21 protein-coding genes are annotated in these 22,152 nt (G+C 33.6%); 12 read left to right on the forward strand and 9 right to left on the reverse strand.

Going from position 1 to position 22,152, the window contains the following annotated elements; translation table 11 throughout:
* Positions 1–155 precede the first annotated feature (155 nt).
* From dnaK to H3S73_RS08490, 4 genes are all read left to right on the forward strand, one after another.
* Entirely contained in the window at positions 156–2,075 is a 1,920-nt protein-coding gene (gene dnaK / locus H3S73_RS08475; protein WP_065738193.1) for a molecular chaperone DnaK, read from the forward strand.
* A 128-nt stretch (positions 2,076–2,203) separates the two neighbouring features.
* The gene (gene dnaJ / locus H3S73_RS08480) at positions 2,204–3,334 is read left to right on the forward strand and encodes a molecular chaperone DnaJ (protein ID WP_198236377.1); all 1,131 of its coding nucleotides are present in this window, start codon (positions 2,204–2,206) and stop codon (positions 3,332–3,334) included.
* A gap of 187 nt (positions 3,335–3,521) precedes the next feature.
* On the forward strand, positions 3,522–4,016 hold the full coding sequence (locus tag H3S73_RS08485) for a MarR family winged helix-turn-helix transcriptional regulator (RefSeq protein WP_198236378.1): 495 nt from the start codon (positions 3,522–3,524) through the stop codon (positions 4,014–4,016).
* On the forward strand, positions 4,016–4,657 hold the full coding sequence (locus H3S73_RS08490) for a peroxiredoxin-like family protein (protein ID WP_198236379.1): 642 nt from the start codon (positions 4,016–4,018) through the stop codon (positions 4,655–4,657). Before H3S73_RS08485 ends, H3S73_RS08490 begins: the two co-directional genes overlap by 1 nt.
* Before the next feature lie 226 nt (positions 4,658–4,883).
* Here H3S73_RS08490 and grcA read toward each other — a convergent pair whose 3' ends face one another.
* Together grcA and H3S73_RS08500 are read right to left on the reverse strand one after the other, a co-directional pair.
* Positions 4,884–5,267, reverse strand: coding sequence for an autonomous glycyl radical cofactor GrcA (gene grcA, locus H3S73_RS08495; RefSeq protein ID WP_025314317.1), 384 nt, complete (start codon positions 5,265–5,267; stop codon positions 4,884–4,886).
* A gap of 251 nt (positions 5,268–5,518) precedes the next feature.
* Positions 5,519–6,082, reverse strand: a complete 564-nt coding sequence (locus tag H3S73_RS08500) for a DJ-1/PfpI family protein (RefSeq protein WP_198236380.1) — start codon at positions 6,080–6,082, stop codon at positions 5,519–5,521.
* Between the two features lie 254 nt (positions 6,083–6,336).
* Here H3S73_RS08500 and H3S73_RS08505 point away from each other — a divergent pair, with 254 nt between their 5' ends.
* The 4 genes from H3S73_RS08505 (at position 6,337) to gntR (ending at position 10,858) form a co-directional block, all read left to right on the forward strand.
* Entirely contained in the window at positions 6,337–7,857 is a 1,521-nt protein-coding gene (locus H3S73_RS08505) for an MFS transporter (RefSeq protein WP_198236381.1), read from the forward strand.
* Positions 7,858–7,905: 48 nt separating this feature from the next.
* Positions 7,906–9,045, forward strand: coding sequence for a glycoside hydrolase family 105 protein (locus H3S73_RS08510; RefSeq protein WP_198236382.1), 1,140 nt, complete (start codon positions 7,906–7,908; stop codon positions 9,043–9,045).
* A 102-nt stretch (positions 9,046–9,147) separates the two neighbouring features.
* Positions 9,148–9,843 (forward strand): uracil-DNA glycosylase, encoded by a 696-nt coding sequence (ung, locus tag H3S73_RS08515; protein ID WP_198236383.1) that lies wholly within the window; start codon positions 9,148–9,150, stop codon positions 9,841–9,843.
* A gap of 19 nt (positions 9,844–9,862) precedes the next feature.
* Positions 9,863–10,858: a gluconate operon transcriptional repressor GntR gene (gntR, locus tag H3S73_RS08520; protein ID WP_198236409.1), complete on the forward strand. Its 996-nt coding sequence runs from the start codon at positions 9,863–9,865 to the stop codon at positions 10,856–10,858.
* Between the two features lie 66 nt (positions 10,859–10,924).
* Here the strand turns inward: gntR and H3S73_RS08525 are convergent, their stop codons facing one another.
* Together H3S73_RS08525 and H3S73_RS08530 are read right to left on the reverse strand one after the other, a co-directional pair.
* Positions 10,925–11,272, reverse strand: coding sequence for a DUF805 domain-containing protein (locus H3S73_RS08525; RefSeq protein ID WP_198236384.1), 348 nt, complete (start codon positions 11,270–11,272; stop codon positions 10,925–10,927).
* 620 nt (positions 11,273–11,892) lie between these two features.
* The gene (locus tag H3S73_RS08530; RefSeq protein WP_198236385.1) at positions 11,893–12,240 is read right to left on the reverse strand and encodes a DUF805 domain-containing protein; all 348 of its coding nucleotides are present in this window, start codon (positions 12,238–12,240) and stop codon (positions 11,893–11,895) included.
* A gap of 250 nt (positions 12,241–12,490) precedes the next feature.
* Between H3S73_RS08530 and upp the strand changes: the two genes are divergently transcribed.
* Positions 12,491–13,117, forward strand: a complete 627-nt coding sequence (gene upp / locus H3S73_RS08535; protein WP_025314320.1) for a uracil phosphoribosyltransferase — start codon at positions 12,491–12,493, stop codon at positions 13,115–13,117.
* Between the two features lie 111 nt (positions 13,118–13,228).
* Positions 13,229–14,488: a uracil-xanthine permease family protein gene (locus tag H3S73_RS08540; protein WP_370528797.1), complete on the forward strand. Its 1,260-nt coding sequence runs from the start codon at positions 13,229–13,231 to the stop codon at positions 14,486–14,488.
* Positions 14,489–15,040: 552 nt separating this feature from the next.
* On the opposite strand, the gene lysS is transcribed toward H3S73_RS08540, so the two are convergent.
* The 5 genes from lysS to H3S73_RS08565 all read right to left on the reverse strand — a co-directional run bounded on the left by lysS (position 15,041) and on the right by H3S73_RS08565 (position 20,323).
* Positions 15,041–16,555 (reverse strand): lysine--tRNA ligase, encoded by a 1,515-nt coding sequence (lysS, locus tag H3S73_RS08545; RefSeq protein WP_144092069.1) that lies wholly within the window; start codon positions 16,553–16,555, stop codon positions 15,041–15,043.
* A 31-nt stretch (positions 16,556–16,586) separates the two neighbouring features.
* A protein-coding gene (gene prfB, locus H3S73_RS08550; RefSeq protein WP_143422390.1) for a peptide chain release factor 2 occupies positions 16,587–17,685 on the reverse strand; the annotation gives its coding sequence in 2 pieces (ribosomal slippage) (positions 16,587–17,609 and positions 17,611–17,685; 1,098 coding nt in all).
* Positions 17,686–17,981: 296 nt separating this feature from the next.
* Entirely contained in the window at positions 17,982–18,608 is a 627-nt protein-coding gene (locus H3S73_RS08555; RefSeq protein ID WP_065738203.1) for a Fe-Mn family superoxide dismutase, read from the reverse strand.
* A gap of 134 nt (positions 18,609–18,742) precedes the next feature.
* Positions 18,743–19,567, reverse strand: coding sequence for a VanW family protein (locus tag H3S73_RS08560; RefSeq protein ID WP_198236387.1), 825 nt, complete (start codon positions 19,565–19,567; stop codon positions 18,743–18,745).
* Positions 19,568–19,594: 27 nt separating this feature from the next.
* The gene (locus H3S73_RS08565) at positions 19,595–20,323 is read right to left on the reverse strand and encodes a type 1 glutamine amidotransferase (protein ID WP_198236388.1); all 729 of its coding nucleotides are present in this window, start codon (positions 20,321–20,323) and stop codon (positions 19,595–19,597) included.
* Positions 20,324–20,821: 498 nt separating this feature from the next.
* Between H3S73_RS08565 and H3S73_RS08570 the strand changes: the two genes are divergently transcribed.
* On the forward strand, positions 20,822–21,049 hold the full coding sequence (locus tag H3S73_RS08570; RefSeq protein WP_198236389.1) for a hypothetical protein: 228 nt from the start codon (positions 20,822–20,824) through the stop codon (positions 21,047–21,049).
* A 155-nt stretch (positions 21,050–21,204) separates the two neighbouring features.
* Entirely contained in the window at positions 21,205–22,125 is a 921-nt protein-coding gene (locus H3S73_RS08575; RefSeq protein WP_198236390.1) for a hypothetical protein, read from the forward strand.
* The last annotated feature ends 27 nt before the right edge of the window (positions 22,126–22,152 follow it).

Raw genomic sequence — 22,152 nt, forward strand, 5'->3', positions numbered from 1 at the left:
TTAAAAAATTTTTATATTGCCCCTTGATATTAACAATATTGTTCCCATCTATGTGGAAACAAAAAATATTACTTTGTATAAATTTAAAGCTTGAAAATTAAAATTTAAGACTTATATACAAGAAATAAAATACAGGTTTTGAGGAGACAAAGATTATGGGTAAAATTATTGGTATCGATTTAGGTACAACAAATTCATGTGTTGCAGTGATGGACAATGGGCAAGCAAAAGTATTAGAAAATGCAGAAGGTGATCGCACAACTCCTTCCATTATTGCTTATACACAAGATGGTGAAATTTTAGTTGGTCAACCAGCAAAACGCCAAGCAGTAACAAATCCACAAAATACATTATTTGCTATTAAACGTTTAATTGGCCGTCGTTTTGAAGATGCTGAAGTACAACGTGATGTGGGTATTATGCCATACAAAATTGTAAAAGCTGATAATGGCGATGCGTGGGTTGATGTTAAAGGACAAAAAATTGCTCCACCACAAATCTCTGCCGAAGTATTAAAGAAAATGAAAAAAACAGCAGAAGATTATCTTGGTGAACCAGTTACTGAAGCCGTTATCACTGTTCCAGCTTATTTTAATGATGCTCAACGTCAAGCAACAAAAGATGCTGGTCGTATTGCTGGTTTAGATGTTAAACGTATCATCAACGAACCAACAGCAGCAGCGCTTGCTTATGGTTTAGATAAAGATGTGGGTAACCGCACTATCGCAGTATATGACCTTGGTGGTGGTACATTCGATATTTCAATTATCGAAATTGATGATGTTGATGGTGAAAAAACATTTGAAGTATTAGCTACAAATGGTGATACTCACTTAGGTGGTGAAGACTTTGACTCTCGTTTAATTAACTACTTAGTTGATGAATTTAAACGTGAACAAGGTTTCGATCTTAAAAACGATCCACTTGCAATGCAACGTTTAAAAGAAGCTGCTGAAAAAGCGAAAATTGAATTATCATCAGCACAACAAACTGATATCAACTTACCATATATCACTGCTGATGCAACTGGACCAAAACATTTAAATATCAAAGTAACACGTGCAAAACTTGAATCTTTAGTAGAAGATTTAGTTAAACGTTCAATGGAACCAGTTAAAACTGCTTTACAAGATGCTGGTCTTTCTGTTTCTGATATTAAAGATGTAATTTTAGTCGGTGGTCAAACTCGTATGCCAATGGTGCAAAAAGCGGTTGCTGACTTCTTTGGTAAAGAGCCACGTAAAGATGTAAACCCTGATGAAGCAGTAGCAGTTGGTGCTGCAGTACAAGGTGGTGTGCTTGGTGGTGATGTTAAAGATGTATTATTGCTTGACGTAACACCATTATCACTTGGTATTGAAACTATGGGTGGTGTAATGACTACCTTAATTGAGAAAAACACAACTATCCCAACTAAACATAGTCAAGTGTTCTCAACAGCTGAAGATAACCAATCAGCAGTAACTATCCATGTGTTACAAGGTGAACGTAAACGTGCTAGTGATAATAAATCATTAGGTCAATTTAACCTTGATGGTATTCAAGCTGCACCTCGTGGTATGCCACAAATTGAAGTTACTTTTGATATCGACGCTGACGGTATCTTACATGTATCAGCGAAAGACAAAAATACAGGTCGTGAACAAAACATTACTATTAAGGCTTCTTCTGGTTTAAGTGAAGAAGAGATCCAAAAAATGGTAAATGATGCAGAAGCAAATGCCGATGCTGACCGTAAGTTTGAAGAGTTAGCTCAAGTGCGTAACCAAGCGGATCATCTTGTTCACTCAACTCGTAAAAAAGTGACAGAAGCTGGTGATCAACTATCAGCAGATGATAAAAAAGCGATTGAAGATGCCGTAAGCGCTTTAGAAGTTGCTGCTCGCGGTGAAGATAAAGCTGAAATTGAAGCAAAAATCAATGCGTTGATGGAAGCATCTAAAAAATTGCTTGAATTAGAACAACAACAAGCTCAAGCTGGTCAATCTGCAAACCAAGCTAACAGCGGTTCTGCGGCGCAAGATGATGATGTTGTTGATGCTGATTTTAAAGAAGTTGATGACGAGAAAAAATAATAAGCATTGATAAAGATGTTTTTTAATGAGTTATTTCAACGAGTTTTAAACATGTAACACATTAAACGGGCGCGAGGTAACTCAAGCCCGTTTAGTTGTTTATGTTATGATAAAAATAAAGGTTAATTATGGCGAAGAAAGACTATTATGAAATATTAGGCGTAAGCAAAACAGCCACAGAAAGTGAAATAAAAAAAGCCTATAAACGCCTTGCCATGAAATATCATCCTGATAAAAATCAGGATAATAAAGCCGAAGCTGAAGCAAAATTTAAAGAAGTCAAAGAAGCATATGAGATTTTGACCGATGCCCAAAAGAAAGCTGCTTATGATCAATATGGCCATGCAGCATTTGAACAAGGTGGCGGCGCTGGAGCAGGTGGTTTTGGCGGTTTCGGTGGTTTTGGTGGGGGTGCATTTGATGATCTATTCAGTGACTTCTTCGGTGGGGGGCGTGGACGTGGTCAAACGGCATCACGAGGCGCTGATCTGCAATATAATATTCAACTAACACTAGAAGAAGCAGCTAACGGTGTCAGCAAAGAAATTAAAGTACCAACTTGGGTCACATGTGATACTTGTCATGGACAAGGTACTGAAAAATCATCGGATGTTGTTACTTGTGATACTTGTCATGGTGCTGGCGTTGTACAAATGCGCCAAGGATTTTTTGCTGTACAACAAGAATGTCCAACCTGTCATGGTCGTGGTAAAGTTGTTAAAAATCCATGTAAGAAATGTCATGGTGAAGGTCGTGTACAAAAAAATAAAACACTATCAGTAACTATTCCAGCGGGTGTTGATACTGGAAACCGAATTCGACTTGCTGGTGAAGGTGAAGCCGGTTTAAATGGTGCTCCAGCAGGTGATTTATATGTTCAAGTACAGATCAAACAGCATGCGATTTTTGAACGTGATGGCACTAATTTACATTGCGAAATACCGATTAACATTGTTTTAGCATCACTGGGTGGTGAAGTTGAGGTTCCAACCCTTAACGGAAAAGTAAGTTTAACCATTCCAGCCGAAACGCAAACAGGCAGAATGTTCCGATTACGTGGTAAAGGTATTAAATCATTGCGTGGTAGTTCGGTTGGTGATCTTTACTGTCATGTCGTAGTTGAAACACCAGTTAATTTAACCAGTAAACAAAAAGAGCTACTGAAAGAGTTAGGTGAAAGTTTTAAAGCGGACAAAAGCTCTAAACATAGCCCGAAAGAAAAAAGCTTTTTTGATAAAGTGAAAAAGTTTTTTGGTTAATATTAATTAATAATAATGCAATCGAGCCATTAAGGCTCGATTTTGTTATTGTCTTAGTCATATTGTAATTTTTATCTTCTTTCCTTTCCTGCATATCCAATATTTAAAACAAATGTTTGACATTAAACCATACTTTATTTAGCATACAAAAATAGTAAGGGCGCTAACTAATTTGTGAAATTTATATATGCAACTAGAAAATCGATATTTATCTTTTTGTAATATTTTGAAAAAAGAAAATACTATTAATTTAGAAAAAATTCGGACATGCTTTACTTTGTTATCAGTATCTAGTTTGATTGATATGGAATGTTCTAAGCGTCTGCAACAATTTCATCTTTCAGAGAGTCGGTTAATTATTTTAGTTTTATTACAAGAATATCAAGAATTATCTTTACAAGAAATTGCAAAATACCTAGGAATAACTAAAGCTTCTACAACCACACTCATTAGTTCATTATTTAATAAACAGTTAATATCAAAAAGAAACGATCAAAAAGATAAAAGAATTACTTTGGTATCTTTAACTTCTGCAGGTACGGACTTATTAACGGAAACATTAAAACAGCACAGTTTATGGATTGAAAAAATAACGAACAATTTATCTGATAATGATGTTGCTATATTTAAAAAAGTATTGAGTCAAATTTATGAAAATGTATTAACAAAGGATATTACTTAATGAAAACAATTGAAGAGTTAGAATTATTAAAACAAGATTTGATTAAACAATTACCTCAAGATATGTTAAATATCATGGAGAGTTCATTATCAGATATGTTAAGCAAAAAATTAGATAATCATGCTTTGCAACATGGAGATATTGCACCGAATTTTTCATTAATATCAACCGAGAATCGGCAGGTTAATTTATATAAATTACTTGAAAATAAACCAGTCGTAATTAGTTTTTTTCGCGGTAGTTGGTGCCCATTTTGTGTCAAAGAATTAGAACATTTCGAAAATAATTTAAAATTGATCCAACAAGAAAAAAATATGCATTTTATTGCCATTTCACCACAAAAATCTGAAATTAGTGCACAATTAAAAAAAGAAAAATCGTTATCAATTAATATATTATCTGATGTTGAAAATCAGGTCGCTAATAAATTTGGTTTAGTTTTTACATTACCAGAAAATGTTAGAGAACTATACAAGTGTTTGGGGGCTTATTTACCTGATTTTAATGGTGATGATAGTTATAAATTACCTATACCTGCAACTTACTTAATTGGTCAGGATAAAAAAATTCATTTTGCTTATGTAAATGTTAATTATATGGAGCGAGCTGACATATCAGCATTAATTAATTCATTAGATTAAAATATAATTTATTACAATGATTTTTTAACAATTTTGATTTTTGGCGTTTAACCTTATCAATTTGCTTTGATCAGATAGTGGGGATTTTTTATTTTTGACTTAAAACTGGGATTATTAAGTTATTTAATAATTGTATAAGTAAATGATCATTTCAATAAAAAAAAGGATAATTTTCATTATCCTTTTTATGTTAATTATTATTAGGCACAAATAATATTAATACTAATTACATTTTTGTAGTAAAAGTACGTGCAATAACATCACGTTGTTGTTCTGCTGTTAAAGAATTAAAACGTACAGCATAACCAGAAACACGAATAGTTAATTGTGGATATTTTTCTGGATGTTTTACTGCATCTTCCAAGGTTTCACGACGGAGAACGTTCACATTTAAATGTTGACCACCTTCAACTTTGATTGTTGGTGCTACATCTAAAGGTACTTCGCGATATTCAAATTGACCTAATTCAGCAGTTGGAATAATTTGATCTTCTTTATAAACAGATTTAGCAGCTACACAACGAGCTTCTTTTGTTGAATCATCTAATAACCAAAAAGAGTTAAGTAGTGCAGCATTGTCAGCTTTAGTAATTTGGATACCTGTAATCATTTTTAAATCCTCCTAACGGGCCTTATTGCCCTTATTAATTATAGGTTAATATAGCACTTTCAAAATTTGATTAAAGTCAAAAAGAACTATCAATTCAATAAGTAATACCTTTGTTTAGCTTTTTCGCTGTAATTGCAATGCTTACAAGCAACTGTTTAAATTTTTTAAAATTTATTGTGTAATTTAGATGGAGCTTTTTTGAGGAAATTTAAAAGATACAGCAACAATTAAAACTCCAAAAATTAATATGATCAATAAGAGATATAAATATGTTCAGCTTGAAATTTAACCTCTTTTTTATCTATATTAAGCAATTCTCCAAGTGTAAAAGCAAATTTAAATGCCATACCGAGACCTTTACCACTAAAAAGATTTTTATCTAAAACGACATCTTGATCAACAAAAACACCGTCATGAGCATTTTTATACAAATCACCGGAGCATACGTACTTTCTGCCTTTGAGTAAATTGTTTTTATTTAATACTTTTACGGCAGCAGAGCAGATTGGACAGATCCATTTACCAGCAGCATCGTGTGATTGAATAAATTGAATTACATCGGGATTCTTACCTAAATTGATCGTTCCGTCAGGTCCACCAGGCAAAATGATAGCATCATACAGCGTTGACTGTTTTTCCATAAGTAACGCATGTGCTTTCATCTCAATATTATGATAACTAGTGACTATAATCTGATTTTGGCATGCTAATAAATGAACTTCAATTTTGAGACGACAAAGCGCGTTATAAATAATGATTGCTTCAGCTTCCTCAAAACCCTCTGCTAATAGAATAGCAACTTTTGGAACAGTCATATAAATACCCACAACTTAATTAAAATAAAATTTAAATTATTGTTTCATAAATTTTTTTTAAAAATAAAAAGATTTTGAAGAAAATAAGATATTTGTGATAAAAATCACGCCGACTTTTAAATTTTTGCCACTTTTATAAAAAGTTGGCATTCACGTTAAAGTTTAAGAAATTCTCTCACCATAGACTACAACTAGGATCAATCTAGAAGTGATACTTTTTTTTGGGATAAGTTGGAAAAATGTGTGGGGTAAATATGAAAAATAGAGTAATAGGATTAAAAAATTACTTAGCTTATGGTGGCGGTGATTTTTTAGGTGCAGGAACTACTGCATTAACTGCGGTATGGTTATTATATTTTTATACAAATTTCTGTGATTTAACCCCTATTGAAGCAACATTTATTTTTGCTGCAGCTAGAGTACTTGATGCCGTAATTAGTCCGTTAATGGGATATTTAACGGATAATTTTGGTCGAACTCGCTTAGGTCAGCGTTTTGGTCGCCGTAAATTTTTTATACTACTCGGTATCCCTCTCATTTTTAGTTATAGCGTAATGTGGGCTCCAGGTATGAGCTATATCTATTACTTATTAACTTATCTCTTTTTTGATATGGTTTACACTATGGTACTTGTTCCTTACGAAACGCTTGTTCCAGAAATGACCGATGATTTTAAGCAAAAGACAAAATTTTCTGGTGCGCGTATATCTATGGCGCAATTGTCTGCAATTTTGGCGGGCTTTTTACCGGGAGTATTACTTACTTATTTTGGGAAAGATAATGCTATATCGTTTTTTTACGCCAGTTTAGTATTTTCCGTTTTGTGCTCTTTTGCTCTTTGTATGGTGTACTTATTTACTTGGGAAAGACCAAAAGAGCTTAAATCTAAAGAAGCTTTACAAGCTGAACAAGAAGCCGCTTCATTATCATTCAAAGAAAGTATTCGTCATTTAATTATTGAACTCCTATCTACATTTAAAATCAAAATTTTTAGACAGCATTTAGGTATGTATTTAGGGGGGTATATTGCACAAGATGTTTTTAATGCAGTATTTACTTACTATGTGATTTTTGTGTTATTACAAGAACCAACCGTTGCATCTATGCTAGTTGGTACTATGTCCATAACACAGTTTGTTGCAGTATTAGGTATGATGCCGTTATGTATTAAATATGGACCAGCACCTGCATATCGCGGTGTTATCACCATTTTTGGTATTAGTTGCTTAGCTTATGGTGTGATTTGGTATTACAACTTAAGTAATATTCATACACTATTAGTTACTGTATCAGCGATAGCTGGATTGGGGCGCGGAGGTATCAACTATGTCCCTTGGAATATCTATACTTATATATCTGATGTGGATGAAATTATTACTGGTAAACGTCGCGAAGGAATTTTTGCCGGTGTAATGACTTTTACACGGAAAGCTTCTCAAGCAGGGGCGGTAATGTTAATTGGTATTTGTTTACAATACTCAGGGTTTGTTAAAGGGCAAAATGAGCAACCACCATCGGTATCACAAACTATTTTAATCTTATTAGTCGTTGGAACTATCTTTGTTTTAACTTTGGGTTTTTTGATTTCATTAAAATTTAAACTTAATTTGAAAACTCACAAAATATTAATTGATGAAATTAATAATATAAAAGGAATTGGAACAAATTCAGAAAAAAGAATTAGTGATAAAGGTAAACCTATTGTTGAAATGTTGACGGGAATGCCAGTTGCCAAACTTTGGGGCAATAATAATATTGGTTATAAAGCTAAATAAATGAGTGTTAGTTGTTTTTATATAAATTTAATCAAAGGATGAGAAGAGATGCAAATATTTCCTGTAAAACATAGTAAATTGCTCTGTAAACCTGATTACTTAATTTCTAGATCTGAGTTGCAAGAATTAATTCACAACATTATAAATAATTTAATTAATATAAAGGATGAAACAGGTGAATTTTTATTGCGCTTGGACGATGGACGAGTTATTGATACTAAAGGTTGGGATGGATGGGAATGGACTCATGGCATTGGTCTTTATGGCATGTACCAATTTTATCAACAGACTGGTGATAAGACTACGTTAGACATTATTGATAATTGGTTTAAGCAACGTTTATCTGAGGGAACACCAACTAAAAATGTAAATACTGTATGCCCATTTCTAACATTAGCTTACCGTTATGAAGAAACTAAAAATCCAGTTTTTGTACCATATTTAGAACGCTGGGCAGATTGGGTAATGTATGAGATGCCTCGAACTAAATTTAATGGTTTACAACATATCGTTTATAACAATGAAAATCATCAACAACTCTGGGATGATACATTGATGATGAGCGTATTACCTATTGCCAAAATTGGTAAATTACTCAATAAACCTCAATACATTCAAGAAGCAATTTATCAAATATTAATTCACATTCAATATTTAATGGATCGTCAAACAGGTCTTTGGTTCCATGGTTGGACTTTTGAAGGTAATCATAATTTTGCTAAAGCAAGATGGGCCAGAGGAAACAGCTGGTTAACCATAGTGATTCCTGAATTTATTGAATTACTTGATCTTCAGGAACATGATCCTATTGGTAAAATGTTGATTGAAGTTTTAAATGCTCAAGTTGAAGCATTAGCCAAATATCAAGATGAAAGTGGTTTATGGCATACCATTATTGATGATGCTACCTCGTATTTGGAAACATCAGCAACTGCAGGTTTTGCCTATGGGATATTAAAATCAATAAGAAAACGTTATATATCTGATGATTACAAAGTTATTGCTGAAAAAGCAATTAAAGGTGTAATGGCAAACATTAATGATGAAGGTACACTCTTAAATGTTTCATTTGGAACAGCAATGGGTAACGATCTGGAGTATTATAAAAATATTCCACTAACATCGATGCCATACGGACAATCTATGGCGATTTTATGTTTAACAGAATATTTAAGAGTCTTTATTTAAATTGCATAAAATTGATTAGCAATAGGCTTATTATTATTTTTAGGTATAATTATTGCAACCAGTAAATAATGTTGTTGAGCCATAAAATAATATAGGTATTGTATGACTAATCAATTAACATGGCATGATGTCATTGGATCTGAGAAAGAAAAACCTTATTTTCAACAGATAATGCAATTTGTCGCATCACAACGTGCTGAAGGGAAGATTATTTATCCTCCTCAGCACGATGTTTTTAATGCTTTTCGTTTTACTCCATTTAATGAAATTAAAGTGGTGATTTTAGGGCAAGATCCTTATCATGGCCCTAATCAAGCGCATGGTCTTTCATTTTCAGTATTACCAGGTATAAAACCACCTCCTTCTTTATTAAATATTTATAAAGAACTCTCAACTGATATTGAAGGATTTAAAATTCCTTCTCATGGTTACCTTGCCTCTTGGGCAACGCAAGGCGTATTATTGTTGAACAATGTATTAACTGTTGAGGCAGGGCAGGCTCATTCACATGCGAAAATAGGTTGGGAAACATTTACCGATCACGTAATCGCTGCAATCGATAAATACCTTGAAGGGGTGGTTTTTTTGTTATGGGGATCACCTGCGCAGAAAAAAGGTCAGTTCATTGATCGTCAAAAACATCATGTATTAACTTCCGTTCATCCATCACCATTGTCTGCACATCGTGGTTTTTTCGGTTGTAAGCATTTTTCAAAAGCGAACGATCTTATTCGGCAACAAGGAAAAATACCAATAAATTGGCAACCTGTGCTTTTGGAAAATATTAATAATAAGTAGTATAAAAAACATGGTTAGTATAAAAAAACGTCGCACAGGTTTGCAGGAAATAGCTGATTTTATTGGTATTAGTAAAATGACAGTAAGCCGTTTTTTACGTGATCCTAATCTTGTATCAAAACCACTTCAGTTACAAATATCAGCAGCAATAGATGAACTTGGCTATATCCCTAATAAAGCACCAGATATGCTGTCTAATGCAAAAAGTAATGCGATTGGTGTCTTATTACCATCATTGACCAATCAAGTATTTGCTGATGTATTGAAAGGCATCGAACTTATAACAGATAAACATGGTTATCAAACCATGATTGCACACACAGGATATAATCCTGAAAAAGAAGAAATGCGATTGCGATCGTTACTTGCTTATAATATTGATGGATTGATACTAACTGAACGAACTCATACCGCTGCAACACGAAAGATGATTGAAATATCAGGTGTACCTGTAGTTGAAATTATGGATAGTGTTTCACCTTGTATTGATATGGCTGTTGGTTTTGATAATTATGAAGTAACTAAAAATATGGTTAATCGCATGATTAAGAAAGGTCATAAACATATCGCTTATTTTAGTGCGCGTCAGGATGATAGAAGCATTATTCGCCAGCAAGGTTATGAACAAGCCATGCGAGACGCAGGACTGTCTACCAAAACTTTTGCGACAATAGAATCTTCATCTTATTCATTAGGTAAGTACTTACTTCATCAAGCATTGAAAGAGTATCCACAAATTGATGGTGTTTTTAGTACTAACGATGACTTAGCGCTTGGGGTATTGTTTGAATGTCAACGGTTAGGTATTAAAGTACCTGAACAACTAGCTATTGCTGGTTTTCATGGACATGATGTTGGGCAAGTCGTCACGCCGAAATTAGCTTCTATTTTGACACCGAGAATTGAAATCGGTCAGAAATCAGCAGAAATGTTACTAAAACGTATTAATGGAGAACAAATAGACCAAAATGTAATTGATCTGCCTGTTAAGTATTTAGATGGTGAAAGTATTTAATAAAGTAATAGATAACATTGAAATTTAGTTAACCTCATTACATCTAGTAATGAGGTCATTGACACATTAAAGCCCTTTAGGATTTTCACCGTATTGATTAGGTCCAGGTGTCGAATCTATTAAACAAAAGACAAATAATATAATACTGCCAAAAGGAACAAATTGTAGCAATATCCACCAGCCTGATTTGCCTGTATCATGTAAGCGTCGTACAGTAACAGCTAAAGAAGGGAGTAATATTGCCAACGTATATATTAAAGTCAATACATATTCAAGTCCCAACAAAGAATCAAGCAGCATTACAACAAAGCAAGCAATAACATTAAATAAAATATACATCCAATACTCTTTTCGACGCGCTCTTCCGTTGAAATTTACATAATTTTTTGTAATACAATCAATAAACCAATTCATCCTTAAATATTCCTTTTTAATTTAATTAGAAAAATACCCTCTTGGGGCTAGGTATTTTAATAAAAAAAAAATTAAAATAAAACTGATTTTTATCATTAAAATTAATTTTTTTATTTTATTTTCAATGGCTATATTATCAGATCTCTTATTGATTTCGAGTTTTTCTATCGCGATATTTATATTCGTATTATCGATCAATGGCTATTTATACCTACTAATTATATCTTCAAAAATAGCACAGGGTTTCCATGAAAACTATTTAAGTAAAATATCCTTTTAAATACCATAGAGATAGCTTAATGAGCAAACATGATATTATCAAAAAAAATTTCGATATTTGTTAATTAAGCTGATTACCCATTTACCTACTGAAGCAAGTGCAAATTTCTCGTTTAAGATTGTAATCATTAAAAGTTGATGTAATTCTGTAAATAGTCGGAATTGAAAGAAAAATTTCTATATTTCCAATTTTGCGTGAAAGATTAATTATGATAAATGATGTATTTCAACAAATTGATTTTCTAGTTGATTATTTAGGCGACGAAAGTATTTAATAACATATTAGATAATACTGAAAATTAGTTAACCTCATTACATCTGGTAATGAGGTCATTGACACATTAAAACCTTTTAGGATTTTCCCCGTATTGATTAGGTCCTGGTGTCGAATCTATTAAACAAAAGATAAGTAATATAATATTGCCAAATGGAACAAACATCAGCAATAACCACCAGCCTGATTTGCCGGTATCATGTAGGCGTCGTACAGTAACAGCGTAAGAAGGAATCAATATTGCCAGCACATATATTAAAATCAATACATTGTTAAGTTCCATAAAAGAATCAAGCAGCATTACAACAACGCAAGCAATAATATTAAATAAATTAAACATCCAATACTCTTTACGACGTGCTCTTCCGCTGAAGTTTACATAATTTTTTGTAATACAATCAATAAACCAATCCATCCTTAAATATTCCTTTTTAATTTAATTAGAAAAATACCCTTTTGTGGTAGGTATTTTAATAAAAAAAAATCAAAATAAAACTGATTTTTTGAATTAAAATCTGTTTTATTTATTTTATTTTCAATAGTTATGCTAACAGTTCTCGTATTGATTTCAGGTTTTCATAAAATGAGATTTATGTTAGAATTACCGCTCAGTGGTTATTTATACCTACTAATTATGTCTTGAAAGAATAACACTGAGGCCCCCCATGAAAATTGTTGAAGTAAAACACCCTCTTGTACGTCACAAAATTGGTTTAATGCGTGAACATGATATTAGCACAAAAGATTTCCGTGACCTTGCCAGCGAAGTAGGCAGCTTATTAACTTATGAAGCAACGGCGAATCTTCCAACCGAAACTGTAACCATTGAAGGTTGGTGTGGTCCTGTTCAAGTAGAACGTATTAAAGGTAAAAAAATTACTGTAGTGCCAATTTTGCGAGCAGGCTTAGGTATGATGGATGGAGTATTGGAACATGTACCGAGTGCAAGAATTAGCGTCGTTGGTTTTTATCGTAATGAAGAAACATTAGAACCAGTTCCTTATTTCCAAAAATTAACTTCTGATATTGAAGAACGAATGGCTTTGGTTGTTGATCCAATGCTTGCAACAGGTGGTTCAATGGTTGCAACTATTGATCTGCTTAAGAAAGCGGGCTGTAAAAATATCAAAGTATTGGTTTTAGTTGCTGCTCCCGAAGGCATTAAAACACTTGAGCAGGCACATCCTGATGTCGAACTTTATACCGCTTCAATTGATGAAAGGCTGAATGATAAAGGCTACATCTTACCAGGGCTTGGTGATGCTGGCGATAAAATATTTGGCACCAAATAAAATCTCAAATTTTAGACCGGTTTATCCGGTTTTTTTATGCCTGTTAATTAATTATTAAATTATTTATGAGCTACATATTAAGTTGAAAAGGAGATTGTCAACGTGGCAAAAATCACAACAGATGAAGTAAAGCATCAAGCCCCCCAGTCTAAACACTCATGGCAGGACATTTTTACCGGAGCTCAAATGTTATTTGTCGCATTTGGTGCATTAGTTTTAGTTCCTCTATTAACTGGATTAAACCCAAATGTCGCACTGTTTACCGCTGGTGTTGGTACGCTATTGTTTCAACTTACCACTAAAGGAAAAGTGCCAGTATTTTTAGCTTCTTCCTTTGCCTTTATTGCACCAATTTCATTTGGCGTAGCGCAGTGGGGAATACCTGCAACGTTAGGCGGTTTAGTTGCTGCAGGTTTTGTGTTTATGTTTTTTGCTTTTTTAGTAAAAATTAATGGAAATAATGTAATTAACCGAATTTTACCACCCGTAGTGACGGGGCCCATTATTATGGTTATTGGTTTATCCCTAGCGCCGGTCGCAGTCGGCATGGCAATGGGTAAAGATAGTGGTTTACCCGCTGAAAACTATCAATTAATTATTATTTCAATGGCATCACTCATTACTACTTTAGCTATGGCGATTTGGGCAAAAGGTTTTTTTAAATTAGTGCCCATCATTGCTGGAATCATCGTAGGATATACGCTTTCGTGTTTATTTGGTATTGTCAATTTTCAATCTGTTATTGATGCTCCATGGTTTAAAGTTCCTGATTTCACGTTTCCAACATTTCAATGGCAAGCTATTTTATATATGATTCCAATTGTTATCGCACCAACCATTGAACATGTAGGTGATATTATGGCAATTAGTTCTGTTACAGGTAAAGATTATACCCGTGAACCTGGTTTACAACGTACTTTGTTCGGTGATGGACTCGCAACCTCAACTGCTGGACTTTTGGGGGGACCGCCTTGTATTACTTACGCTGAAGTAATTGGTGCAGTAACGTTAACGCGTAATTTTAAAACAAGAGTGATGACGTGGGCTGCAATTTGGGCGATTTTAATGTCTTTTGTCGGAAAGATTGGCGCTTTTTTAAGCTCCATTCCAACGGTAGTTATGGGCGGCATTATGGTACTACTGTTTGGGTCAATTGCATCGGTTGGCATCAATATTTTAGTCAAACATAAAGTGGATCTATCCGATTCTCGTAATATGTGTATTGTTTCATTGGTGTTAGTGTTTGGTATTGGTGGAATGATTTTTGATTTTGGCTCTTATGCACTACAAGGAATTAGCTTGTGTGGCATTTTAGCTATTGTATTAAATTTAATATTACCTCATCACACTAAACCGACCAATATTAGTTAATCTAAATTAATAAGCCGTTAATGATGAATATCATTAACGGTTTCTTATTCTCATAACTGACTATTTTATAAATGTTGTTAATTCCATCGTGACTTGATGTGAGTGATGACGTTCTTTGCAATAGTTTGAGTTTTTACTAAAGGTGTTAGCTTAATTTTTTCTTTTATTATCATTAAAAAAACTTAATCAATATTGATTAGGGATGTTAACTATTGTTGTCTCAATAGACCGATTAATAACGATCTAATTATTATATCTCTAACCATTAACTAATCAGATTTCAGGGTAATATTTAGAAAGCCTATAAGTGTTCTTTGTGAAGTTTAGAGTTGGTATAAATAATAATATTTTAATTTAATTGCAATGAATAAAAGATTTTTACTCAATTATTTTAAATGTTTTAATGAGATAGAAATACCTAAATAAAGTTAATATCAAATTTTTTTATTATAATAAAAAATAATCTTGTAAAAAAGTTTGAGGTTAACTATACGTTTGAGTATAAAACCTCACCTATCTAATAATAAGTGAGGTTTATTATGGTAAGAAATTTTATTTTATTGGACGCATGGTCGGGAATAAAATTACGTCACGAATGGTATGGCTGTTAGTAAATAACATTACCGTGCGATCGATACCAATACCAAGTCCTGCTGTTGGCGGTAAGCCATGTTCAAGTGCAGTGATATAATCATCATCATAGAACATCGCTTCATCATCTCCAGCATCTTTTTGTGATACTTGATCAGCAAAACGTTGTGCTTGATCTTCAGCATCATTAAGTTCTGAGAATCCGTTACCAATTTCTCGTCCACCAATAAAGAACTCAAAACGGTCGGTAACAAATGGATTTTCATCGTTACGACGAGCAAGTGGTGATACTTCCGCTGGGTATTCAGTGATAAATGTTGGTTGAATTAAGTTAGCTTCTGCAACTTCTTCGAAGATTTCTGTAACAACACGACCAAGACCCCAACCTTTTTCAACTTTGATACCAACAGCTTTTGCAATAGCACACGCTTTATCAAAATCATCTAAATCGGCATTATTGGTTTCTGGTCGATAATGACAAATAGCTTCGCGCATGGTCATTTTGATGAAAGGTTTTCCAAAATCAAAAGTATGATCGCCATATTGCACAACAGGATTACCTGTTACCGCAATGGCTAAACGACGGAATAACGATTCAGTTAAAACAATCAGATCTTTATAATCCGCATAAGCCATATACATTTCCATCATGGTGAATTCTGGATTATGTCTTGGCGATACTCCTTCATTACGAAAGTTTCGGTTAATCTCAAACACACGTTCAAAACCACCCACTACCAAACGTTTTAAATAAAGTTCAGGGGCAATACGCAAATACATATCAAGATCGAGCGCATTATGGTGCGTGATAAATGGTTTAGCCGAAGCGCCACCAGGGATCACTTGCATCATTGGCGTTTCAACCTCCATAAAGTGATGCTCAAGCATAAAGTTACGAATTTCTGTTACCACTTTTGAACGAGCAATAAAGGTATTACGCGACTCTTGGTTAGTGATAAGATCTAGGTAACGTTGACGATAACGCATTTCTTGATCAGCAAGACCATGGAATTTGTCAGGTAATGGGCGTAGCGCTTTAGTTAACAGACGAATTTCTTCACAGTGAATTGACAGTTCGCCAGTTTTTGTTTTAAACAAATACCCCTTAGCTCCAATGATATCCCCAAGATCCCACTTTTTAAATTGTTCATTATAAAAGTTTTCAGGTAGATCATCACGAGTAACATAAAGTTGGATTTGCCCAGCAACATCTTGTAATGAAACAAACGATGCTTTCCCCATAATACGGCGCATCATCATTCGACCAGCAACAGTAACGGTAATTTTATTTTCAATTAACTCTTCGTTAGTTTTATCGTCATATAATTGATGAAGATCGCTTGAAATTGCGTCACGGCGAAAGTCATTAGGGAACGCAATACCTTGCTCGCGAATATGTGCAAGCTTTTCACGACGTATTGCAAGCTCGTTATTTAACTCTTCAATATGATTTTGTTGCTCTTGCTGTGTTGACATAATTTTACCTTTTATTTATCACCAAGCAGGGTTATAAACCTGCTTTTAAGCTTTCTTCAATAAATTGATCTAAATCACCGTCTAAAACGGCTTGAGTATTGCGTGTTTCTACACCAGTACGTAAATCTTTAATCCTTGAGTCATCAAGGACATAAGAACGAATTTGACTGCCCCAACCAATATCGGATTTATTGTCTTCCATCTGCTGTTTTTCGGCATTCTTTTTCTGCATTTCAAGCTCATACAATTTAGCTTTCAACTGCTTCATGGCTTGATCTTTATTACTGTGCTGAGAACGGTTATTTTGACATTGCGTTACAATGCCTGTTGGAATATGGGTAATACGTACCGCTGATTCAGTTCTATTAACATGCTGACCACCCGCACCGGATGCACGATAAACATCAATACGAAGATCGGCAGGGTTAATATCGATATCAATATTATCATCAATTTCAGGGTAGACAAAGACAGATGCAAATGATGTATGACGACGGTTACCTGAATCAAATGGACTTTTACGTACTAACCTATGAACTCCTGTTTCGGTGCGCAACCAACCATAAGCATAGTCGCCAGATACTTTAATTGTTGCTGATTTTATACCAGCAACATCACCATCTGATACTTCCATAACTTCGGTGGTAAAACCTTTTGATTCGGCCCAACGCAAATACATTCTGAGTAGCATTTCTGCCCAATCTTGCGCTTCAGTACCGCCTGAACCTGATTGAATATCTAAATAACAGTCAGCACTATCGTAATCGCCAGAAAACATACGGCGGAACTCAAGGCCTGCTAATTTTTTTTCTAATTGTTCAAGTTCTAGATTGGTTTCATTAAAGGTATCTTGATCTTCGGCTTCAATAGCAAGCTCAAGTAAACCTTCGACATCGTCAAGTCCTTGCTCTAATGAATTAATGGTATTGATGATATCTTCAAGTGCTACTCGTTCTTTACCTAAAGCTTGTGCTTTTTCAGGATCAGCCCAGACTTCAGATTGCTCTAATTCGGCGTTGACTTCTTCTAGTCGTTCTTTTTTTAGATCATAGTCAAAGATACCCCCGAATCACAGCAGTGCGTTCGGTAAGTTCTGCGATCTTTGATTTAACCGGATTAATTTCAAACATGTTTTAAATTGGATGCTCAGTTTATGATTTTTAAATAAGCATTCATTGTAGCGGATTTAAGTATAATTTAGCAATTACCAATTTAGGCTTGGTGCATTGTGATTCAATAATTTTATCCAATAAAGTGAGGGATAAAGTAACATTATCAAAAAGAGGTGAACATTGATAAAAAAATGGTTCAAATTTTACAAAATAATTTAAACGTAATATAGCCACAATGGTAAAGAATAATTACTCTAAAACGATAATGACGCACAAGGCGTCATTATCAGATAGTTTGGATAAAGTTATTTAAATTATTTTTTAGCTTCTGCGTATAACTCGGCGACTTTATCCCAATTAATGACATTCCAAAATGCCCCAATGTAGTCAGCACGACGGTTTTGATATTTCAAATAGTAAGCATGTTCCCAAACGTCAAGAGCCAAAATTGGTGTGCCAGATACACCAGCAAATTTTTCACCCATAATTGGAGAATCTTGGTTAGCGGTGGAAACAACTTCAAGCTTACCATTTTTAAGTACTAACCATGCCCAACCTGAACCAAAGCGGGTTGCAGCAGCAGCAGAAAATTTCTCTTTAAATGCATCAATTGAACCAAAATCTTTTTCTATGGCAGCTTTCAACTCACCTTTAAGTTCAGTTCCAATTTTTAACAATTCCCAGAAAAGAGTGTGATTAACATGACCTCCAACATTGTTTTTGATGCCAGTAACTTTGTCTGATGGGACTTTATCTAGGTTTTTTAGTAATGTTTCAGGACAAAAGTCTTTAACTTCAGCAGGTAATGATTCTAATAATGCGTTAGCGTTATTTACATAAGTTTGATGATGTTTATCATGATGAAGATGCATGGTTTCAGTATCAATATAAGGCTCTAAAGCATCATAAGCATAAGGTAGAGGGGGTAATGTATAAGCCATGAAATTGCTCCTTTCATTTATTGGTTTTTTACTTTTTATGTTAAAAGTATACGAGCTATTACTAGTGTCCACAAACTATTATTTAGATAGTTGATGACTATCTAATTAATGTAATTGCTGTACGATTTTTACGTTTAGTTTTGCTGAGTTAAATAAGGTGTATACATCATAATTGCATGATTTTCACTAATAAGGTTTTCCTCTATCTGATTATCAAGCAAATGCGTTTTACGTTGCCATATCTTATTGTGCCTCGTGTATCCACCCCACCATTGTTGCTCAATGACGTGATCAGTTTCGAATATTTCATAGTGATAAGATAGTGGTGTATTGGCTAGCAGTTCACCATGTAAGTATTCATCATCTAACCAAAGGTTAAGTCGGTATGTTGTATTTGTTTTATTGAGCAATTGTAAATCTATATAGTTATAAGATAATGTTGCACCACAAGCAAATGGAATAGTGCGATTAACATCAGGAAAAACATCAAAACTATGTCGCCACCGTTCAATAATTGTTAAATCAGAGTGTAGTGCAATCCAGTAAATTAAATTGCCAAGTTGACATAAACCACCACCAATATCTTTACCAATTTGACCATTATGTAGTGAGAGACCTTCTAAAAAGCCACGTTCTTTAGACGGCCGCCCCACTTTTTGCCAAATTGAAAATCGTTGATTGGGCTTAATTATCGAACCGTTAATCTGTTCAATCGCTAAGCGAAGATTAGTGATTTTGTTATATTGCAAATACATATCAACATCTTTTAGTTGTCTTAACAATACAGATTGATGTTTTTTATGAGAATAGCAGCAAGTATTATTATTCTTATCTATTACGCAATAGGCGCGACGGTTGCGCCACCAATCTAATTTACGCTTAACAATAAAATACTCTTTACCTAATCTTAATCTTAACTGACTGCGTTTTTTAGGTTTTTCTACAACAGTGTTTTGCATACAACTCCATCCTAACCACTGAATTGATTATTTTTTTATAAGTGATAAATAATTAATGCTTAACTTATCAAGAAAAACAAAAAGCTTTAAATTCATTTGGCTATAATCATGTTTTCGTAACATATCGGGCGTATCAACAAAACGATAATTTGCAGCTTGATTCAGATCGTTTAACGAATGAGAAATGAGTTTTTCAATGACTTTATGTGTTAATTCTAAATGACACTGAAAACCATAAACCAATTTACCATAAGCAATAATTTGCCGCGGACAGCCTTCACTATACGCAAGTATTTGTGCATCTTTTGTTAATCCCGGCATATCATTGTGCCAATGACCTACCGCTAATTCATCACCAAAATGCGTAAATAAAGAGTGATGTTTTCCAACTTCGGTTAATGTAATTGGGAATTTGCCAATTTCTTTTTCTGGGCTGTGTTCATGAGTCGCACCTAATGCCTCACCAATCAATTGTGAACCTAAGCAAACACCGATAACGACTTTCCCTGCTTCAATGGCTGACAAAATGACTGCTTGTTCAGCTAATGAATCAAAATGTGCACATTCTTGCTTCGTCGTTGCTGGTGATTGCGGCCCACCCATGATAATTAAAAAGTCAATGTGATTGATATTATCAGGTAGTGCTTCACCAAGATAAACCCGCGAATAACTAATAGTATGTTGATGTATTTTCGCCCATTGCTCATAAGCACCTGGTGCTTCAAATTCTTCGTGGACTATAAAATGTATATGCATCGGTTCCTAATTCCTAATGTATTAAAATTATTATATTAATTGACAATAAACTCAGTATTAATTATCTCAAAAATACTCAACAATATATTAAGCAATAACAGTTGTAAAAACAAAATATTTGTATTTCAATAATTATCATTTGCAATGATAAATTCAATTAATACCATTATCGTCATCTTTAATCACATTATTTTAAATAAATGCTAATTTTTAGCATTAAAATTAAATGAATAAGTGTTACAGTTAATTGACATTTTGTATCCATTATTTAGCTTGCTAACAGAGTAATTTTAATCATGCTAATAATGGTTATTTAACTATAACTTGATAAAAAAACACACATAATTAAGTTAAAAAAAATATAATAACAGATTGAAAATCATACAAATAAATTATATCCTTTATACAAAATGTACTTATATTAAAGTTAATATTGGAAATATTTCATTTTAAAAAATAATAAATAAAATTTAGCTTGTTAGGATATGTAAGGAAGTAATGGAAACATCTTTTTTAAAAACAACATCAGCCAGTGTTAACGCACTTTCTAAAACGGTTTTAAAAAACCGTGATTCGCTTGAAATTGATATTATAACCAATAGATTAATTTCTATTTTTCTAGTTGCAATAGACGAACAATTAAATCAATCTTGCGATTATTCAATTATTTCCACTTTCAGCTACAAAAAATTATCGGTCAACCCAAGGTTAGATATAAATGATTGATTTATTAAAATCAACGAAAACGTCATTGAGTTGAGAATCATCGATAATGTCTACTTAAAATGTAATACGATGAAAAACGAGTGTTAACCAAAAAGAACTATTTTACTAAAAATGAGTGAAATTAATGATAAACGCTGTACGAAAAAAGGTTAAAAATGTTCAATGAACTAAATCGGTACGATAATTTTAGACGATATCGTTATCTTTTAATTGATAATAGGGTTGTACTTCATTGGGCAAATCCGTTATCACTTGAAAAACTAACTCAACAATTTGGCGAAAATAAAGCTTTTGGTGAGAAAAAACTAACAACAGTATTACGTACTGATCTAGATTACGATCCGAGTGTTTGCCCGACATTGATTCAATTGGCAGAGCCAAGTATATTGACCGATGATGTCATTATTGATGACATTAGCCGACAAGCCACATTAGAGCGTTTTTGGTCACAACGTTATATCTGTGCTTATCTGGTTAGTGACCAAAAACCGTCAGCGTTGGCAAAACAATTAATCAATATCGGTAATTCAATTGGTCGAACTTTAAAAGGATCGTATTACCCATTTTTTGAGCCTTTTCGAATGCAATTTTTAGATGAAGTGGGTTCAAATCAAAGTAAAGCGTGGTTAAAAGCGCAATTTTCTCAAATTTACAACTATTATTATCCTTCAATTCATAATGGTAAATTTATTCAATTTACTGCTAATAAAGAAACTATACCAGAAACGAGTTGGGATGTTGATGACAATCTGCCTATTAAAAATATTCGAATAATCCGTACTTTGGTTAATGCTTGGGCAAATAACCGATTACAATTTGAAGAGCAACAATCTTTACCATTATCAAAAGATGTTATCACTGAGGCGACACAATTGGTTGAGCAAGCCAAGCAATTAGGTTTAGTTGATGCTGGTGATATCTTATTTTGGGGAATTTGTGGCTTAAGGTACCATCAAGCCTTTACCCAAAATCCAAAAGTTTTAATGCTAACTGAGCTTGCTAAAAAAACACCTGGAACACTATCAACACAAGTTAATAATGCCAATATTATTATTGAAAGTACAAACATTAAGTAAATTAGATAAATAAAACAATAAAATAAT

Source organism: Gilliamella sp. B14384G12, assembly GCF_016101825.1.
In the GTDB taxonomy this organism is placed as follows: Bacteria; Pseudomonadota; Gammaproteobacteria; order Enterobacterales; family Orbaceae; genus Gilliamella; species Gilliamella apicola_N.

Coding starts and splice junctions, on each gene's coding strand:
- dnaK (WP_065738193.1), top strand. CDS start 156: ATGGGTAAAATTATTGGTATCGATTTAGGTACAACAAATTCATGTGTT.
- dnaJ (WP_198236377.1), top strand. CDS start 2,204: ATGGCGAAGAAAGACTATTATGAAATATTAGGCGTAAGCAAAACAGCC.
- H3S73_RS08485 (WP_198236378.1), top strand. CDS start 3,522: ATGCAACTAGAAAATCGATATTTATCTTTTTGTAATATTTTGAAAAAA.
- H3S73_RS08490 (WP_198236379.1), top strand. CDS start 4,016: ATGAAAACAATTGAAGAGTTAGAATTATTAAAACAAGATTTGATTAAA.
- grcA (WP_025314317.1), bottom strand. CDS start 5,267: ATGATTACAGGTATCCAAATTACTAAAGCTGACAATGCTGCACTACTT.
- H3S73_RS08500 (WP_198236380.1), bottom strand. CDS start 6,082: ATGACTGTTCCAAAAGTTGCTATTCTATTAGCAGAGGGTTTTGAGGAA.
- H3S73_RS08505 (WP_198236381.1), top strand. CDS start 6,337: ATGAAAAATAGAGTAATAGGATTAAAAAATTACTTAGCTTATGGTGGC.
- H3S73_RS08510 (WP_198236382.1), top strand. CDS start 7,906: ATGCAAATATTTCCTGTAAAACATAGTAAATTGCTCTGTAAACCTGAT.
- ung (WP_198236383.1), top strand. CDS start 9,148: ATGACTAATCAATTAACATGGCATGATGTCATTGGATCTGAGAAAGAA.
- H3S73_RS08525 (WP_198236384.1), bottom strand. CDS start 11,272: ATGAATTGGTTTATTGATTGTATTACAAAAAATTATGTAAATTTCAAC.
- H3S73_RS08530 (WP_198236385.1), bottom strand. CDS start 12,240: ATGGATTGGTTTATTGATTGTATTACAAAAAATTATGTAAACTTCAGC.
- upp (WP_025314320.1), top strand. CDS start 12,491: ATGAAAATTGTTGAAGTAAAACACCCTCTTGTACGTCACAAAATTGGT.
- lysS (WP_144092069.1), bottom strand. CDS start 16,555: ATGTCAACACAGCAAGAGCAACAAAATCATATTGAAGAGTTAAATAAC.
- H3S73_RS08555 (WP_065738203.1), bottom strand. CDS start 18,608: ATGGCTTATACATTACCCCCTCTACCTTATGCTTATGATGCTTTAGAG.
- H3S73_RS08560 (WP_198236387.1), bottom strand. CDS start 19,567: ATGCAAAACACTGTTGTAGAAAAACCTAAAAAACGCAGTCAGTTAAGA.
- H3S73_RS08565 (WP_198236388.1), bottom strand. CDS start 20,323: ATGCATATACATTTTATAGTCCACGAAGAATTTGAAGCACCAGGTGCT.
- H3S73_RS08570 (WP_198236389.1), top strand. CDS start 20,822: ATGGAAACATCTTTTTTAAAAACAACATCAGCCAGTGTTAACGCACTT.
- H3S73_RS08575 (WP_198236390.1), top strand. CDS start 21,205: ATGTTCAATGAACTAAATCGGTACGATAATTTTAGACGATATCGTTAT.